This is a genomic window from Burkholderia sp. HI2714, from assembly GCF_002223085.1.
GTDB lineage: Bacteria > Pseudomonadota > Gammaproteobacteria > Burkholderiales > Burkholderiaceae > Burkholderia > Burkholderia lata_D.
In genome coordinates this window covers 229,723-245,386 of the sequence record NZ_NKFM01000015.1, presented here as the reverse complement: position 1 = coordinate 245,386, position 15,664 = coordinate 229,723, and the positions used below count along the sequence as shown (strand labels likewise).

Sequence of the window (15,664 nt, the reverse complement as noted above, 5' to 3'; positions counted from 1 at the left end):
CTCAGGCGGCCGGCGCGGACTCGCCTGCCGAAGCCGACGCGGCCGGAATCAGGAAATGCTCGCGGTAGTACTTCAGCTCGTCGATCGACTCGTGGATGTCCGCGAGCGCCGTGTGCATCGCCCGCTTCTGGAAGCCCTTGTAGATCGCGGGCTGCCAGCGTCGGCACAGCTCCTTGAGCGTGCTGACGTCGAGGTTGCGGTAGTGGAAGAATCGCTCGAATTCGGGCATCCAGCGCGCCATGAAGCGGCGGTCCTGACAGATCGAGTTGCCGCACATCGGCGACTTGCCGGGCGACACGTACTGCGCGAGGAAGGCCTGCAATTGCTCGGCGGCTTCCGCCTCGGTCACAGTCGACGCGCGCACGCGGTCGATCAGGCCCGAACGGCCGTGCGTCGACTTGTTCCAGTCGTCCATCTTCGCGAGCGTTTCGTCGCTCTGGTGGATCGCGAACACGGGGCCTTCCACGGCGATGTCGAGCGTGGAATTGGTCACGACGACCGCGATCTCGATGATGCGGTCGTTATCCGGGTCGAGGCCCGTCATCTCCATGTCGAGCCAGACGAGGTTCAACTCGTTGCGCACGAGCGCGGGCTGGCTGGTGGAAGCGGCGGTATCGGTCATGAGTCATCCTGGAAAATGGCGGACGGCGCGCGGCGCCGCCCGGGCGGCCGGCATCGCATCAGCGGGGCCGGTCCGCAAGAACATATAATTCTCGCATAGAACCCTTTGGCGCCTTCGATGTCACCCTTTTCGTTCACCCTGCTGTTCGCGCTCGCCGTGCTCGCGATGGTCGTCACCAAGCTGTGGCTCGCGTCGCGGCAGATCCGCTTCGTCGCGGCGCACCGCAACGGCGTCCCCGCGCAGTTCAGCGCAACCATCCCGCTGACCGCCCACCAGCGCGCGGCCGACTATACGGTCGAGCGCACCCGGCTGACGATGCTCGAAATCGTCGTCAGCGCGGCCGTGCTGGTCGGCCTCACGCTGCTCGGCGGCGTCGGCGCACTCGATACGCTGCTCACCGGCTGGCTCGGCCGCGGCTACGGGCAGCAGGTCGCGCTCGTCGCGGCGGTGCTCGTGATCACGGGCGTCATCGACGTCCCGTTCGAGTATTACCGCCAGTTCGGGATCGAACAGCGTTTCGGCTTCAACCGGATGACGAAGCGGCTGTTCTTCACCGACATGCTGAAAAACTCGCTGCTCGGCGCCGCGCTCGGCCTGCCGCTGCTGTTCGTCGTGCTGTGGCTGATGAACCAGGCCGGCAGCCTGTGGTGGCTGTGGACCTGGATCGTCTGGGTCGCGTTCCAGATGCTCGTGCTGCTGATCTACCCGACCTTCATCGCACCGATCTTCAACAAGTTCGAGCCGCTGAAGGACGACGCGCTGCGCGCGCGCATCGAGTCGCTGATGAAGCGCTGCGGCTTTGCGGCGAAGGGGCTGTTCGTGATGGACGGCAGCCGCCGCTCCGCGCACGGCAACGCGTACTTCACGGGCTTCGGCGCGTCGAAGCGGATCGTGTTCTTCGACACGCTGCTCGCGCGCCTGTCCGGCCAGGAAATCGAAGCCGTGCTCGCGCACGAACTCGGCCACTTCAAGCGCCGCCACGTGATGAAGCGGATGCTCGTGTCGTTCGTGCTGAGCCTCGTGCTGCTTGCGCTGCTCGGCTGGCTGGCGCAACGCACGTGGTTTTACACGGGGCTCGGCGTCACGCCGTCGCTCGACACGAGCAACGCGGGTGCCGCGCTCGTGCTGTTCTTCCTCGCGATTCCCGTGTTCCTGTTCTTCGCGACGCCGTTCAGCAGCCTCACGTCGCGCAAGCACGAATTCGAGGCCGACGCATTCGCGGCCAGCCAGACCGACGCACAGGATCTCGTCAGCGCGCTCGTGAAGCTCTATGAGGACAACGCGTCGACGCTGACGCCCGACCCCGTCTACACGGCCTTCTACTACTCGCATCCGCCCGCATCGCAGCGGATCGACCGCCTGATGCAGCACGCATGAGCCGGCCGACCTCCCGCAAGCCGGCCCCGCGCGCGTCGGGCGCGCAACGTGCCGAAGGCCGCGTGATCGCGGCACACGGGCGCCACTACATCGTCGCGCCCGACGACGGCGGCCCGATGCTGCAGTGCTTCCCGCGCGGCAAGAAGAGCGAGATCGCGGTCGGCGACCGTGTCGCGTACGAACTCGCGTCGGCCGACCAGGGCGTCATCGTCGAGATCGGCGAACGGCGCAACCTGCTGTACCGTTCCGACCAGTTCAAGTCGAAGCTGTTCGCGGCCAACCTCGATCAACTGCTGATCGTGCTCGCGACCGAGCCCTACTTCAGCGAGGACCTGCTCGGCCGCGCGCTGATCGCCGCCGAGGCGAACGAGCTGAAGCCACTCGTCGTGCTGAACAAGATCGACGTCGAAGCCGCGCTGCCGGTCGCGCGCGAGCGCCTCGCGCCCTACCGCGCCCTCGGCTACGACGTGCTCGAGCTGTCGGTGAAGGGCTCGCCCGACGACGCGCGCGCACAACTGATGCCGCACCTCGCCGGGCATTCGACGATCCTGCTCGGCCAGTCCGGGATGGGCAAGTCGACGCTCGTGAACCTGCTCGTTCCCGATGCCGAAGCCGCCACGCGCGAGATTTCGGCCGCGCTCAACAGCGGCCGTCACACGACGACGTTCACGCGCCTCTACCCATTGGCAGGCGGCGGCGCGCTGATCGATTCGCCGGGCTTCCAGGAATTCGGCCTCTACCACCTGACGGAAGGCCGTCTCGAGCGCGCCTTTCCTGAGTTCCGGCCGCTGCTGGCCGACTGCCGTTTCTATAATTGCCATCATCTGCACGAACCCGGCTGTGCGATTCTCGACGCTGTCGCCGACGGCCGCATCGCACCGTCGCGGCATGCGCTGTATGCGCAGCTCGTGCACGAGGCGAGCCAGATCGTCCGCTGAGCGCGCGGCACGCGCGCGGCGGCCAGCCGGTGCCATGCGGGCCGGCTTTCACCGACAGGAGCCGCGATGCGTTTCAAGGCACCCGATCTCGCGACGGCGCAGCATCGGGCCAACGTGCTTCAGGTGGCCGGCATCGGTTGCGAACTGCATAACTGCTACGCGACCGGCGCGCTCGGCGGCCTGCCCGCCGACGCGTGCACGCCCGAACTGTGGCTCGACGACGAACGCGACGACGCGCTCGCACGCCGGCTCCTCGATGCCGCATCGCACGGCCCGTCGGCCGGCGCGGCGCCGTGGCGTTGCCGGCAGTGCGGCGAGGCGCTCGAAGCCCAGTTCACCGCATGCTGGCAATGCGGCGCCGTGCGCGATCCGCTGGACGACTGACCCACAGCGAAAAGGCCGGCTTCAAGCCGGCCTTCTGCCTTTCATCGGGTACCGCACTGCCCCGTCACGACACCCAGACGGCGAGCGTCAGCATCAGCAGCAGAATCATCCACAGGATCACCGCACGCCAGACGAGGCCCACCGCGGATTGCAGCGTGCGCGGCGTGCAATCGTCACCGACCGTCAGCGGACCGCTGTCGCCGACTGCCAGCGCGTCGAGGCTCGACGGTTCCGCGAGCGGCCCCGCGAGACGGGCGCCGAGTGCTCCGCTGCCGGCTGCCAGCAGGACGCCATCGTTCGGATCGGGCCACTGGCGCGTGTGGTTGCGCCACGCATAGATCGCGTCCTCGAAATTGCCGACGATCGCGAAGCCGAGCGCGGTCAGTCGTGACGGAATCCAGTCGATCACGAAGAACGCGCGCTGCGCGAACGTCGAGAAAGCCGCCGTGCGGTCGTCGCCCGGCGTCGACCAGCTGCGCGCGAGGTATTCGGAAATCCGGTACAGCACGGCACCGGCCGGGCCGATCGGCAGCACGTACCAGAAGAACACGCCGAACACGTGGCGATGCGATGCGACCACGGCGTGAATCAGCGTATGGCGGACGATTTCGCCGACCGGCATGTCGACCGTGTCGAGGCCCGTCCACTCGTGCAGGATTTCGCGCGCACGCGGCACGTCGTCGTTATTGAGCGCGAGGTGGATGTCGGTGAAGTAATGGCTGAACTGACGGAAGCCGAGCGTGAAATACACGACGACGACGTTCCAGATGAATGCGAGCACGAAGCTCACCTTGTACAGCAGGAAATAGATCAGCGCGACGATCAGCACCCACGGCAGCACGACCGCGAGCCAGGCGAGGATGCCGTGCTTCTGCTTGCCCGCGTCGAGACCATGCGCGACGGTTTCCGCATGAAACTGGAAGAGCGCGAACACCGGATTGTTCGGCGACAACGCGCGGACCTGTTCGATGATGAGAGCGAGGAGAACCGAAAAGAAAGTCATGCGTGGCGCCGTCTTCGGAGTTATGTCATTTTTTGCATAACGATAGCACAGCGTAAGCACCGGATGGCTGCCGGTGCAATCGCCCGCCAGCCGGCCACGCGCGCCGACAACCGTGCACGCCTAGCCGGCGGCCAAGAAGCGGTACAGATTGCGCAACATGCCGGCAGTTGCGCCCCAGATGAAGTAATGCCCGCCGGGTTCGCCATTCGGATAGGGCATCGCAAAAAAACGACGCTCGCCGCCTTCCCAGCGGAACACACGGACCTGATGGTTCGCGGGATTCATCAGGAACGCGAGCGGGACCTCGAAAATCTCGGCCACTTCGAACGTGTCGGCCTGCACGGTGAACGGCGGATGCACGAGGCCGACCACCGGTGTCACGCAAAAGCCCGTACCGGTCAGGTAGTCGGGCAGCGCGCCGAGGATCTCGACACGCTCGTCTGCCAGACCGATCTCTTCCTTCGCCTCGCGCAACGCGGTGGCGGTTGCATCGCGATCGAACGGTTCGCGACGACCGCCGGGGAAGCTGATCTGCCCGGCGTGGTCGTTCAGGTGGTCGGCGCGCTGGGTCAGCAGCATGGTGAGGCCGGACTCGCGGACGACGAGCGGCACGAGGACGGCCGCGCTGCGTGGATCGACGCCCTCCTGCAGCCTCGCCTCACCGGGCTCGACGCTCCATTCGAGCGTGCGCGCGAAACGGTCGCGCAGGCCGGACGGCGTCATCAGGCGGGAATCGATGGCCGGCAGGCCGGCGCCGGTGCCTTCGACCGGCAGGACTTCGGGATCGATGATGGGGCGGCGATTCAATGGGGCTCTCGGGTTCGTGTCGTATCGAGCATATTCTCGCGCCAGAATGAAAAAAGCACCCGGTTGGGTGCTTTTTCCTTACAGCTCTTACTCTTGGGAAGCTGCTGCGGCGCGATCCTTCGACACCAGCTTTTCCTTGATACGAGCCGACTTGCCCGAACGCTCGCGCAGGTAGTACAGCTTCGCACGACGCACATCACCGCGACGCTTCACGACGATGCTTGCCAGCAGCGGCGAGTACGTCTGGAACGTACGCTCGACGCCTTCGCCCGACGAGATCTTGCGGACGATGAAGTTCGAGTTCAGACCACGATTGCGAATCGCGATCACGACGCCTTCGTAAGCCTGAACGCGCTTGCGGTTACCTTCAACCACGTTCACGTTCACGATCACCGTGTCGCCCGGGGCGAATTCGGGGATCGTCTTGCCGGCGAGCGCGCGCTCGATTTCTTCCTGCTCAAGTTTTGCGATCAGATTCATTACTGACTCCTTATGCCATCGTGTCGGCGTTCACACCCGCCTGCTTCCAGGCCTGGCCCCGATAGAGGATGGATTCACATCAGGCGCCGCACACGCATGTACGGCACCGCCAATTCCCGCTCGCGCAGCCGCCTCAGGAGGCGTCCTTCGCTTCGCGTGCGAGGTTCGCGAGCCACGCCTCGTCGGCACGGCTCAACAACTTCTCGCGGCGCGCCCGGACGATCAGGTCCGGCCGCTTCCGCAACGTATTCCTCAATGCTTCCTGACGCCGCCACTTCTCGATCTCGGCATGATGCCCGCCGAGCAGCACGTCCGGTACGCGCACGCCGTCGTATTCCTCGGGGCGCGTGTAGTGCGGACAATCGAGCAGGCCATCGGCGAAGCTGTCCTGCACGGCCGACAGCGAATCGTTCAGCACGCCGGGCAGCAACCGCACGACTGCATCCATCATCGCCATCGCCGGCAATTCGCCGCCGGACAGCACGAAATCGCCGAGGCTGATTTCCTCGTCGACGCAACGATCGAGCAGGCGCTGGTCGATCGCTTCGTAGCGACCGCACAGCACGACGACGCCGGGTTCCTGCGCCATCCGCACCGCACGATCATGCGTGAGCGGCGCGCCTTGCGGCGACATCATCACGACGCGCGTGCTCGCGATGCCCTGCTCCGCCTGTGCCGCTTTCGCGGCGTCGATCGCGGCTTCGAGCGGCCTGGCCAGCATCACCATGCCCGGACCACCGCCGTACGGACGATCGTCGACCGTGCGGTAGTTGTCCGTCGTGAAATCACGCGGATTCCAGGTGCGCAGCCCGAAGCGCCCTTGCTTGACGGCCCGGCTGGTGATCCCCCAGTCGGTCAGTGCACGGAACATCTCGGGAAAGAGCGTGACGACGTCGAACTGCACCGCGCTCTCGGTAACCTGGTTCATTTCAGTAATCGGCTTCCCAGTCGACGACGATGCGACGCGCCGCCTGATCCACCGTTTTGACGTATACGCCGACGAACGGAATCAACCGCTCGTCGGTGGTCGGCTGACCGTCTTTGCCGGTCGCCGGATACTCGACACGCATGATCGAATGCACGCCATTGTCGATCATCCCGCTCACCTTCCCGAGTGCCACCGATTGCTCGTTGACGACGTCGAGACCGATCAGGTCGACCCAATAGAATTCGTCCGCGGCCAATGCCGGGAAATCTTCCCGGCGCACGAACACGCGAAAGCCGCGCATCGCGTACGCGGCATCGCGGTCGCTGACGCCCGCGGGTTGCGCAACGACGGTGTCGCTGTGCGCCTTCGACTGCATGATGCGGACGGAAAGCCGCTCCGCACCGCGTTCCAGCCACCAGTGGCGCGCCTTGAGCAGCGCATCGCCACCGCGGCCGGCGTCGGCATGCGTCGCCACCTTGACCCAACCCTTCAGGCCATAGGCGTCGACCACCGCGCCGACCTCGACGGCATCGTCGGGCCAGGCTTGCGCCACTTCGAGACTGCCCTGCTCGGCAGCCTGACCGGCGTTCGCGACAACGTCGCGCTCGACCGGCTTGCGGACGAATGCGCCAAACGACGCACGCCCGCGCCTTGCATTACCGGAATCGTGACCCGCCATCAATGCACCTCACAGCCGGCACGACCGGCACACCGTGCCATGTTAGGCAGCCGGTTGCGCCTTTTGCGCTTCCTTCACGAGACGCTGGACGGTCGGCGACAGTTGCGCGCCAACACCTTGCCAGTACGTCAGACGATCCTGAGCGATACGCAGCGATTCGCCCTTCGTAGCGACCGGGTTGTAGAAGCCGACGCGCTCGATGAAGCGGCCGTCACGACGGTTGCGCGAATCGGTAGCAACGATGTTGTAGAACGGGCGCTTCTTCGAGCCGCCACGAGCCAGACGGATGATAACCATATGATGTCCTTCGGGAAAACCGGGTTCGAAACTACTGAAACACGCGATTATAGCCGGAAACCAGAGGTACAACAAACACTTACGCGTAAAAAATCCGGAGGCGGCCTGTCCGCCGGGCATACAATCGTCGTGTCCGGGACGTTCCACACCGTCATGCCGCCCCTTCGCGCCGCCTCGATGCGCCGCGCGCAGCACCGTTTCGCGGCGCTGCTTGCCGGCCTTGCCTGCCTCGCGTCCGCACTGGCGTTTGCCGCGCCGTTGCCGGTGGGCGAACTCGTCGTGCCGCCCGGCTTCCACGTCGAAGTGCTGGCCGACGCGGTACCGACCGCGCGCGAAATGGCGTGGTCGCCGCGCGGCATCCTGTATGTCGGCACCCGGGAAGGCCGCGTTCACGCGTTCGTGATGCACGAGGGCCGGATCAGCGCGCGCTATGTCGTAGCGTCCGGGCTCGACATGCCGGTCGGCGTCGCCTACCGCGGCGGCGCCCTCTATATATCCGCCGTCTCACGCATCCTGCGTCTCGATCGCATCGACGACCGGCTGGCCACGCCGCCCGCACCTGCCGTCGTCACCGACGCGCTGCCGACCGAACACCATCACGGCTGGAAATTCATCGCGTTCGGCCCCGACGGCAAGCTGTATGTACCGACCGGCGCACCGTGCAACGTCTGTCTCGCCGATCGCAGCCGCTACGCGATCATCGCACGCATGAAGGCGGACGGCAGCGGGAATGAGGTTGTTGCCCGCGGCGTACGCAATACGGTCGGCTTCGCGTGGCACCCCGATTCGGGCGAGCTTTGGTTTACCGACAACGGGCGCGACATGATGGGCGACGACGTGCCCGACGACAAGCTGAACCGCGCACCGCGCGCCGGCCTCGACTTCGGCTTCCCGTACTGCCATGGCGGCGACACGCCCGACCCCGAATTCGGCAGCGCCGACGTATGTCGCCGCTATGTGCCGCCCGTACTGAAACTCGGTGCACACGTCGCAGCACTCGGCATGCGCTTCTATACAGGGTCGATGTTTCCGGCGTCGTATCGCAATAACGTCTTCATCGCCGAACACGGCTCATGGAATCGCAGCACGAAGGTCGGCTACCGCGTGATGCGCGTCGTCGTCTCGGCGGATGGCAGCCAGGCGCGCCAGACCCCGTTCGTCACGGGCTGGCTGCGGCCCGACGGCACGGTATGGGGACGCCCCGCCGACGTACTGCCGCTGCCGGACGGCTCGCTGCTCGTCAGCGACGACTACGCGGGCGCGATCTACCGCGTGACCTATGCGGCACCTTGACGCAGGACAGGGGTGACCGGGCCCGACCGGGCGTCGTAGAATGCGTGCCGGGCCGCGTGCCCGCGCCGGCCCGCCGGCCGCCCATGCCAACGACAATACGCCGCCATCCATGTCCAGCAGCACCGCACCGTCCCGCCGCTTTCGCTCCAAGACGCTCACCGCCGCCCTCGCGTTCCTGTTCGGATCGCTCGGCGCGCACCGCTTCTATCTGTATGGCTTCCGCGACGTGTTCGGCTGGGCGCACCTGCTCGCGACGATCGTCGGCATCCCGGGCTTCCTCCTGCTCGCCGCAACCCAGCGCAGCGCGGGCCTCGGCTGGTGGCTTGCCGTTCCCGGCGCGATCTCGCTGCTGGCAGCGTTTCTCGCCGCGCTCGTCTACGGGCTGCGCCCCGACGAAAAATGGGACGTGCAATTCAACGCAGAGACGGGCAAGCACAGCAAGTCGGGCTGGACCGTGATCTTCGTGGTGATCTTCTCGCTGCTGATCGGTGCATTCCTGCTGATGACCGCACTCGCGCTGTCGTTCCAGACGTACTTTGAGTCACAGGTCGAAGCAGCCAAGCAGATTTCGCAGTAAGCGTAACGGCCGCTACGCACCGGCGCCCTGCGCCCTGCGCCGGTTTGGCACGCCGGTCAGAACAGGTTCAATTGCGTGTCGTCACGCGACTGCGTCGACCGCGTCGCGGCTGAACGGACGGCAACGCGCGGCGCCGCGGTGGCCGGCGCACCACGAAACTGCGACAGATCGAGAATCCCGTTCGTGCGCTCGTTCAGTCCGAGCCGCTTGACGGCCTGGCGGAAACGCTGCCGCAGCAGGTCGGCCCAGATCCCCTCGCCCTTCATCCGTTTCGAGAAATCCGAGTCGTAGTCCTTCCCGCCGCGCATGTCGCGCACGCGGTTCATCACGCGCTCCGCGCGATCGGGGAAATGTGCGGCAAGCCAGTTCTTGAACAGCGGCGCGACTTCCCACGGCAGCCTAAGGATGATGTAGCTCGCATGTGTCGCGCCGGCTTCCGCGCACGCCTCGAGCACGCGTTCCATGTCGGGCTCGGTGACGAACGGAATCATCGGGGCAATGCTCACGCCGACCGGCACGCCCGCCTCGCTCAGCGCCCGAATCGTACGCAACCGGCGCGCCGGCGTTGCCGCGCGCGGCTCGAGCGTGCGCGCGAGATCGGCATCGAGCGTCGTGATCGTGACCGCCGCCATCACCTGCCCCCGTTCAGCCATCGGCGCGAGCAGGTCGAGATCGCGCTCGATCAGCGACGACTTCGTGATCGCGGCGAACGGCAACCCGCGATCGTGCATCACCTGGATCACGCTGCGCGTGATGCGCAGGTCGCGCTCGACCGGCTGGTAGGCGTCGGTGTTGACGCCGAGCGCGATCGGCTCCGGCACGTAGCGCTTGCGTGAAATCTCGCGCTCGAGCAGTTCGGCCGCATTGACCTTCGCATAGATGCGGCTTTCGAAATCGAGCCCCGGCGACAGGCCGAGATAACTGTGCGTCGGCCGCGCGAAGCAATAGATGCAACCGTGCTCGCAGCCGCGATACGGATTGAGCGATACGCTGAATGGAATGTCGGGCGACTGGTTGTGCGTCAGGATGCTCTTCGCACGCTCCTCGAAGACCTGCGTGCGCAGCGGCGCGGGAAAATCGGTATCGTCCGACTCGTGTGCCCAGCCGTCGTCGACCGCTTCGCGCTGCGCGATCTCGTATCGCCCCTGCAGGTTGTCAACCGCGCCGCGCCCCTTGCGGGGCACGGGCGGCGCTATCGGAAATTCGTTGTCGGATCGATCGTCCATGTGCCCACCCATTCGCCTGCACCCAATACTGTATATTTATACAGTATTGGGTGCAGCATGCCAAGGGCGGGATAAAGGGCCCGACGGCCCGTCGCGGGCGCGTCAGTCGCCCACCGCGATCGTCAGCGTCTCCTTGATTTCTTCCATCACGACATAGCTCTTCGACTGCACGGCGCCGGGCAGCTGCAGCAGGATGTCGCCGAGCAGCTTCCGGTAGTCGGCCATCTCGCCGATCCGCGCCTTGATCAGGTAGTCGAAATCACCGGACACGAGATGGCACTCGAGCACCTCGTCGATCTTCATCACTTCGCGGCGGAATTGCTCGAACATGTTGCCGCCCTTGTGGCCGAGCGTGATCTCGACGAACACCAGCAGCGCGGCATCCAGCTGGTGCGGGTCGACCCGTGCGTGATAACCGGTGATCACGCCATCCCGCTCCATGCGCCGCACGCGCTCGATACACGGCGTCACGGTCAGTCCAACCTGTTCCGCAAGGTCTTTCATCGCCATCCGGCCGTCGTCCTGGAGCAGTTTCAGGATGCGTCGGTCGAGCTTGTCGAGCGAGCGTACGGGCTGACGTTGCGTTCTCATTTGTTTATGCTGAAAACCTGAAAAATACGATAACAAAACCTACACATTCGACAATACCATAGCGCAAAAAACTAGATCAGCTAGAGGTTACACGGAGACGCAGGTGCGCCCGGCCTCGATCTGGTCCCTTCCATCTGGAGCAGCTATGCGAGTCGTCATTCTGGGCAGCGGTGTGGTGGGCGTGGCAAGCGCGTATTACCTCGCGCGCGCCGGCCATGAAGTCACGGTGATCGACCGGGAAGCCGGCCCGGCGCTCGAGACGAGCTTCGCGAACGCAGGCCAGATCTCCCCCGGCTATGCCGCGCCGTGGGCCGCACCCGGCGTGCCGCTGAAGGCCGTCAAGTGGATGTTCGAAAGGCACGCGCCGCTCGCGATCCGCCTCGACGGCACGCGCTTCCAGCTCCAGTGGATGTATCAGATGCTGCGCAACTGCACGGCCGAGCGCTACGCGGTCAACAAGGGCCGCATGGTCCGTCTCGCCGAATACAGCCGCGACTGCCTGCAGGCATTGCGCGCCGATACCGGCATCCAGTACGAAGGCCGCACGGGCGGCACGCTGCAACTGTTCCGCACGCAGCAGCAACTCGACGGCGCGGCGAAGGACATCGCCGTCCTGCAGGAAGCGAACGTGCCGTTCGAACTGCTTTCCCCGGCCGACCTGAAGAAAGCCGAACCGGCGCTTGCCGCCGTCTCGCACAAGCTGACGGGCGGCCTGCGCCTGCCGGGTGACGAAACGGGCGACTGCCAGCTGTTCACGACGCGCCTTGCCGCGCTCGCCGAATCGCTTGGCGTGAAGTTCCGCTACAACACGCCGATCGATGCGCTCGCGATCGCGGGCGGCAAGATCGCCGGCGTGCAGTGCGGCAGCGAGACGGTGCGCGCGGACGCGTACGTCGTCGCGCTCGGCTCGTACTCGACCCGCTTCATCTCGAACCTGATGAAGATCCCCGTCTATCCGCTGAAGGGCTATTCGATCACCGCGCCGATCGTCAACGAAGCGGCCGCGCCCGTGTCGACCGTGCTCGACGAGACCTACAAGATCGCGATCACGCGCTTCGACCAGCGCATCCGCGTCGGCGGCATGGCGGAAATCGTCGGCTTCGACAAGAAGCTGCGCGCCGCGCGCCGCGAAACGCTTGAAATGTGCGTGAACGACCTGTTCCCGGGCGGCGGCGACACGTCGAAGGCAACGTTCTGGACGGGCCTGCGCCCGATGACGCCGGACGGCACGCCGATCGTCGGCCGCACGCCGGTGTCGAACCTGTTCCTGAACACCGGCCACGGCACGCTCGGCTGGACGATGTCGTGCGGCTCGGGCCAGCTGCTCGCGGACCTGATCTCGGGCAAGATGCCGGCGATCCAGGCCGACGACCTGTCGGTGCATCGTTACCTGAAGGACGTGGCCGGCCAGACGCGCCCGGCATACGCATAAGCCGCGCCGCCCGCAGCCAAGCGGGCCCGGCTGGCATCGAAAAGAAAGGCGCCCCTCGGGGCGCCTTTTTCATTTCATCGAACCGTCAGCCGGTCAGAACTGGTCTTCCGTCAACGCGAGCACGCCCTCGTTGCCCTTCGTGCCGACAACAGCATGTCCTTGACGGGGGCGTGATAGCTCATGGCGCGTCTCCTCTCTCTTCTGTCGATGGCGAAAAAAAGGGGCGCTCGTCGCGCCCCTCTTCTCGTGTGCTTACCGCCGAAGCGTCATACGGCTTTAGCCGAGTTCGGTCACGAGTTCCGGCACGAGCGCGAACAGATCGCCGACGAGGCCGTAGTCGGCCACGCTGAAGATCGGCGCTTCCGGATCCTTGTTGATCGCAACGATCACCTTCGAATCCTTCATGCCTGCCAGATGCTGAATTGCACCCGAGATGCCGACCGCGATGTACAGCTGCGGTGCAACGATCTTGCCGGTCTGGCCGACCTGGTAGTCGTTCGGCACGTAACCTGCGTCGACTGCCGCGCGCGATGCGCCCAGTGCCGCGCTCAGCTTGTCCGCCAGCGGCTCCAGCACCTTCGTGTAGTTCTCGCCGCTGCCGAGGCCACGGCCGCCCGACACGATGATGCTTGCCGACGTCAGTTCCGGACGGTCCAGCTTCGTCACTTCACGGCTCACGAACTGCGACTTGCCGGCGTCCGCCGCCGCTTCGATCTTCTCGACCGACGCGCTGCCGCCTTCCGCTGCCACCGGATCGAAACCCGTTGCACGCACCGTGATGACCTTGATCGGATCGCTCGACTGCACCGTCGCGATCGCGTTGCCTGCATAGATCGGGCGTTCGAACGTGTCGGCCGAATCGACCGCCGTGATGTCCGAGATCTGCGCGACGTCCAGCTTCGCGGCGATACGCGGCGCGATGTTCTTGCCGTAGGCGGTAGCCGGCGCGAGGATATGCGAGTAATCCTTCGCGATGTTCAGCGCGGTCGCTTCGACGTTTTCCGCGAGGCCCGCTTCGAGTTGCGGCGCGTCGGCCAGGAGGACCTTCGACACACCAGCGATCTTCGCTGCTGCGTCCGCGGCCGCTTGCGCATTGTGGCCCGCGACCAGCACATGAATGTCGCCGCCGATCTTCGCTGCCGCCGCCACCGTGTTCAACGTCGCGGCCTTGATCGACGCGTTGTCGTGTTCTGCAATCACCAGAATCGTCATTTCTTTCCGCTCCCTCTTACAGCACCTTGGCTTCGGTCTTCAGCTTCTCGACCAGCGTCTTCACGTCCGGCACCTTCACGCCGGCTGCGCGCTTCGGCGGCTCGACCACCTTCAGCGTCTTCAGACGCGGCGCGACGTCGACACCCAGGTCTTCCGGCTTCACCGTTTCCAGCGGCTTCTTCTTCGCCTTCATGATGTTCGGCAGTGTCACGTAACGCGGCTCGTTCAGGCGCAGGTCGGTCGTGATCACGGCCGGCAGCGACAGCGACAGCGTTTCCGCGCCGCCGTCGACTTCGCGGGCGACCGTTGCCTTGCCGTCGGCCACCGTGACCTTCGATGCGAACGTCGCTTGCGGGAGGCCTGCCAGCGCAGCCAGCATCTGGCCCGTCTGGTTCGAATCGTCGTCGATCGCCTGCTTGCCGAGGATCACCAGTTGCGGCTGTTCCTTGTCGACCAGCGCCTTCAGGATCTTCGCGACACCCAGCGGCTCGACGCCGTCGTTCGACTCGACGAGGATCGCGCGATCCGCGCCGATCGCCAGCGCCGTACGCAGCGTTTCCTGCGCTTGCGCGACACCCACCGACACGGCGATCACTTCGGTCGCCACGCCCGCTTCCTTCAGGCGCACGGCTTCTTCAACCGCGATTTCGTCGAACGGGTTCATCGACATCTTCACGTTCGCGATGTCGACACCCGTGTTGTCCGACTTCACGCGGACCTTCACGTTGTAATCGACCACTCTTTTCACTGGCACCAGGATTTTCATGCACACGCTCCAAAGTTACGAATACGACCAGAGGCCATTCTATAGCGAGGCCTCATGACTGCGCGGCCAAGCGGACCCAACCTTCGTGGTTGTCGAGGATACCGCTTCTTGGCGACGCGCCAATGATAGCGAACGGTCGTTCTATTTTAAAAGAGAAAAAACCCGGACGCAAAGCCCGGGTTTTCGATCATCGACTCTAATCACGCCGGGCGCCCCGTGCTTCGCCTGTTACCAGGCAGCAATGACCGCGCCGCCGAACTTGCCTTCGATGAACTGCTTCACCTCGGCCGAATGGTAGGCCGCGACCAGTTTCGCGACCCACGGCTTGCTCCGGTCCGCCTCGCGGATCGCGAGGATGTTCGCGTACGGGCCATTCGGACCCTCGATCGCGATCGCGTCCTGTTTCGGTTTCAACCCCGCTTCCATCGCGTAGTTGGTATTGATCGCGGCCGCGTCGACGTCACCGAGCGAGCGCGGAATCTGCGCCGCATCGAGTTCGACGATCTTCAGCTTGCGCGGATTGTCGACGATATCGAGCGGCGTCGCCTTCAGCCCCGCGTCCGCGCGCAGCTTCAGCAGGCCCTGCTTTTGCAGCAACAGCAGCGCGCGGCCGCCGTTGGTCGGATCGTTCGGGACCGCGATGCGCGCGCCCGGCTTCAGCTCGGCCAGCGACTTCACGCGCTTCGAATAGATGCCCATCGGGAACGTGACGGTATCCGCGACCTTGACCAGCTTGTAGCCGCGATCCTTCACCTGCGCCTGCAGATACGGATCGTGCTGGTAGCTGTTCGCGTCGAGGTCGCCCGACGCAAGCGCGGCGTTCGGCTGCACGTAATCGGAGAATTCGACGATGCGGATGTCGAGGCCGCTCTTCGCCGCGACCTTCTTCACCGCCTCCATGATCTGCGCGTGTGGCCCGCCTGTCACGCCCACCTTGATGGTTTCGGCCTGCGCGTGCGCGCCCGCGAACAACGCGGCCGCGCCCAGTGCCGCCGCGAATTTCAGCATGAAGCGTCGTTGCATCGAGTGTCCCCTAACGGATCAATCTTGTT

At 65.3% G+C, this 15,664-nt stretch carries 18 protein-coding genes; 6 read left to right on the top strand and 12 right to left on the bottom strand.

The window, feature by feature from the left end:
• Position 1 precedes the first annotated feature (1 nt).
• On the bottom strand, positions 2 to 622 hold the full coding sequence (orn, locus tag CFB82_RS05700) for an oligoribonuclease (RefSeq protein ID WP_011351365.1): 621 nt from the start codon (positions 620 to 622) through the stop codon (positions 2 to 4).
• 117 nt (positions 623 to 739) lie between these two features.
• On the opposite strand from orn, the gene CFB82_RS05695 reads away from it, so the two are divergent.
• From CFB82_RS05695 to CFB82_RS05685, 3 genes are all read left to right on the top strand, one after another.
• Positions 740 to 1,999, top strand: a complete 1,260-nt coding sequence (locus CFB82_RS05695; RefSeq protein ID WP_069247450.1) for a M48 family metallopeptidase — start codon at positions 740 to 742, stop codon at positions 1,997 to 1,999.
• Entirely contained in the window at positions 1,996 to 2,937 is a 942-nt protein-coding gene (gene rsgA, locus CFB82_RS05690; protein ID WP_069247449.1) for a ribosome small subunit-dependent GTPase A, read from the top strand. The genes CFB82_RS05695 and rsgA overlap by 4 nt, the downstream gene beginning before the upstream one ends.
• A gap of 66 nt (positions 2,938 to 3,003) precedes the next feature.
• Complete coding sequence (locus CFB82_RS05685) at positions 3,004 to 3,321, top strand: hypothetical protein (protein WP_089483559.1); 318 nt, start codon at positions 3,004 to 3,006, stop codon at positions 3,319 to 3,321.
• 64 nt (positions 3,322 to 3,385) lie between these two features.
• Here CFB82_RS05685 and CFB82_RS05680 read toward each other — a convergent pair whose 3' ends face one another.
• The 6 genes from CFB82_RS05680 to rpsP all read right to left on the bottom strand — a co-directional run bounded on the left by CFB82_RS05680 (position 3,386) and on the right by rpsP (position 7,515).
• Complete coding sequence (locus CFB82_RS05680; RefSeq protein WP_089483558.1) at positions 3,386 to 4,324, bottom strand: CobD/CbiB family protein; 939 nt, start codon at positions 4,322 to 4,324, stop codon at positions 3,386 to 3,388.
• 120 nt (positions 4,325 to 4,444) lie between these two features.
• Positions 4,445 to 5,131, bottom strand: a complete 687-nt coding sequence (locus CFB82_RS05675; RefSeq protein ID WP_069247448.1) for a CoA pyrophosphatase — start codon at positions 5,129 to 5,131, stop codon at positions 4,445 to 4,447.
• Between the two features lie 87 nt (positions 5,132 to 5,218).
• Positions 5,219 to 5,611 carry a 50S ribosomal protein L19 gene (gene rplS, locus CFB82_RS05670; RefSeq protein WP_006753174.1) on the bottom strand — a complete coding sequence of 131 codons (393 nt, stop codon included), beginning with the start codon at positions 5,609 to 5,611 and terminating at the stop codon, positions 5,219 to 5,221.
• 133 nt (positions 5,612 to 5,744) lie between these two features.
• Positions 5,745 to 6,539, bottom strand: a complete 795-nt coding sequence (gene trmD, locus CFB82_RS05665) for a tRNA (guanosine(37)-N1)-methyltransferase TrmD (RefSeq protein WP_006476548.1) — start codon at positions 6,537 to 6,539, stop codon at positions 5,745 to 5,747.
• A gap of 1 nt (position 6,540) precedes the next feature.
• Positions 6,541 to 7,218: a ribosome maturation factor RimM gene (rimM, locus tag CFB82_RS05660; RefSeq protein ID WP_089483557.1), complete on the bottom strand. Its 678-nt coding sequence runs from the start codon at positions 7,216 to 7,218 to the stop codon at positions 6,541 to 6,543.
• 42 nt (positions 7,219 to 7,260) lie between these two features.
• The gene (gene rpsP / locus CFB82_RS05655; RefSeq protein WP_006476550.1) at positions 7,261 to 7,515 is read right to left on the bottom strand and encodes a 30S ribosomal protein S16; all 255 of its coding nucleotides are present in this window, start codon (positions 7,513 to 7,515) and stop codon (positions 7,261 to 7,263) included.
• A gap of 153 nt (positions 7,516 to 7,668) precedes the next feature.
• Here rpsP and CFB82_RS05650 point away from each other — a divergent pair, with 153 nt between their 5' ends.
• Together CFB82_RS05650 and CFB82_RS05645 are read left to right on the top strand one after the other, a co-directional pair.
• The gene (locus CFB82_RS05650) at positions 7,669 to 8,808 is read left to right on the top strand and encodes a PQQ-dependent sugar dehydrogenase (protein ID WP_089483640.1); all 1,140 of its coding nucleotides are present in this window, start codon (positions 7,669 to 7,671) and stop codon (positions 8,806 to 8,808) included.
• 109 nt (positions 8,809 to 8,917) lie between these two features.
• Positions 8,918 to 9,385 carry an NINE protein gene (locus CFB82_RS05645; RefSeq protein ID WP_089473226.1) on the top strand — a complete coding sequence of 156 codons (468 nt, stop codon included), beginning with the start codon at positions 8,918 to 8,920 and terminating at the stop codon, positions 9,383 to 9,385.
• A 56-nt stretch (positions 9,386 to 9,441) separates the two neighbouring features.
• On the opposite strand, the gene CFB82_RS05640 is transcribed toward CFB82_RS05645, so the two are convergent.
• Positions 9,442 to 10,623 (bottom strand): PA0069 family radical SAM protein, encoded by a 1,182-nt coding sequence (locus CFB82_RS05640; protein ID WP_089483556.1) that lies wholly within the window; start codon positions 10,621 to 10,623, stop codon positions 9,442 to 9,444.
• A 90-nt stretch (positions 10,624 to 10,713) separates the two neighbouring features.
• A complete protein-coding gene (locus tag CFB82_RS05635; RefSeq protein ID WP_011351353.1) occupies positions 10,714 to 11,202 on the bottom strand; it encodes an Lrp/AsnC ligand binding domain-containing protein in 489 nt (162 codons plus the stop codon).
• Between the two features lie 145 nt (positions 11,203 to 11,347).
• Here CFB82_RS05635 and CFB82_RS05630 point away from each other — a divergent pair, with 145 nt between their 5' ends.
• Complete coding sequence (locus tag CFB82_RS05630; RefSeq protein ID WP_089483555.1) at positions 11,348 to 12,634, top strand: D-amino acid dehydrogenase; 1,287 nt, start codon at positions 11,348 to 11,350, stop codon at positions 12,632 to 12,634.
• A 276-nt stretch (positions 12,635 to 12,910) separates the two neighbouring features.
• On the opposite strand, the gene CFB82_RS05625 is transcribed toward CFB82_RS05630, so the two are convergent.
• From CFB82_RS05625 to CFB82_RS05615, 3 genes are all read right to left on the bottom strand, one after another.
• Complete coding sequence (locus tag CFB82_RS05625) at positions 12,911 to 13,846, bottom strand: electron transfer flavoprotein subunit alpha/FixB family protein (RefSeq protein WP_089445175.1); 936 nt, start codon at positions 13,844 to 13,846, stop codon at positions 12,911 to 12,913.
• 16 nt (positions 13,847 to 13,862) lie between these two features.
• A complete protein-coding gene (locus tag CFB82_RS05620) occupies positions 13,863 to 14,612 on the bottom strand; it encodes an electron transfer flavoprotein subunit beta/FixA family protein (protein ID WP_011351349.1) in 750 nt (249 codons plus the stop codon).
• Between the two features lie 228 nt (positions 14,613 to 14,840).
• A complete protein-coding gene (locus CFB82_RS05615) occupies positions 14,841 to 15,635 on the bottom strand; it encodes a MetQ/NlpA family ABC transporter substrate-binding protein (protein ID WP_089445174.1) in 795 nt (264 codons plus the stop codon).
• Between the last annotated feature and the right edge of the window lie 29 nt (positions 15,636 to 15,664).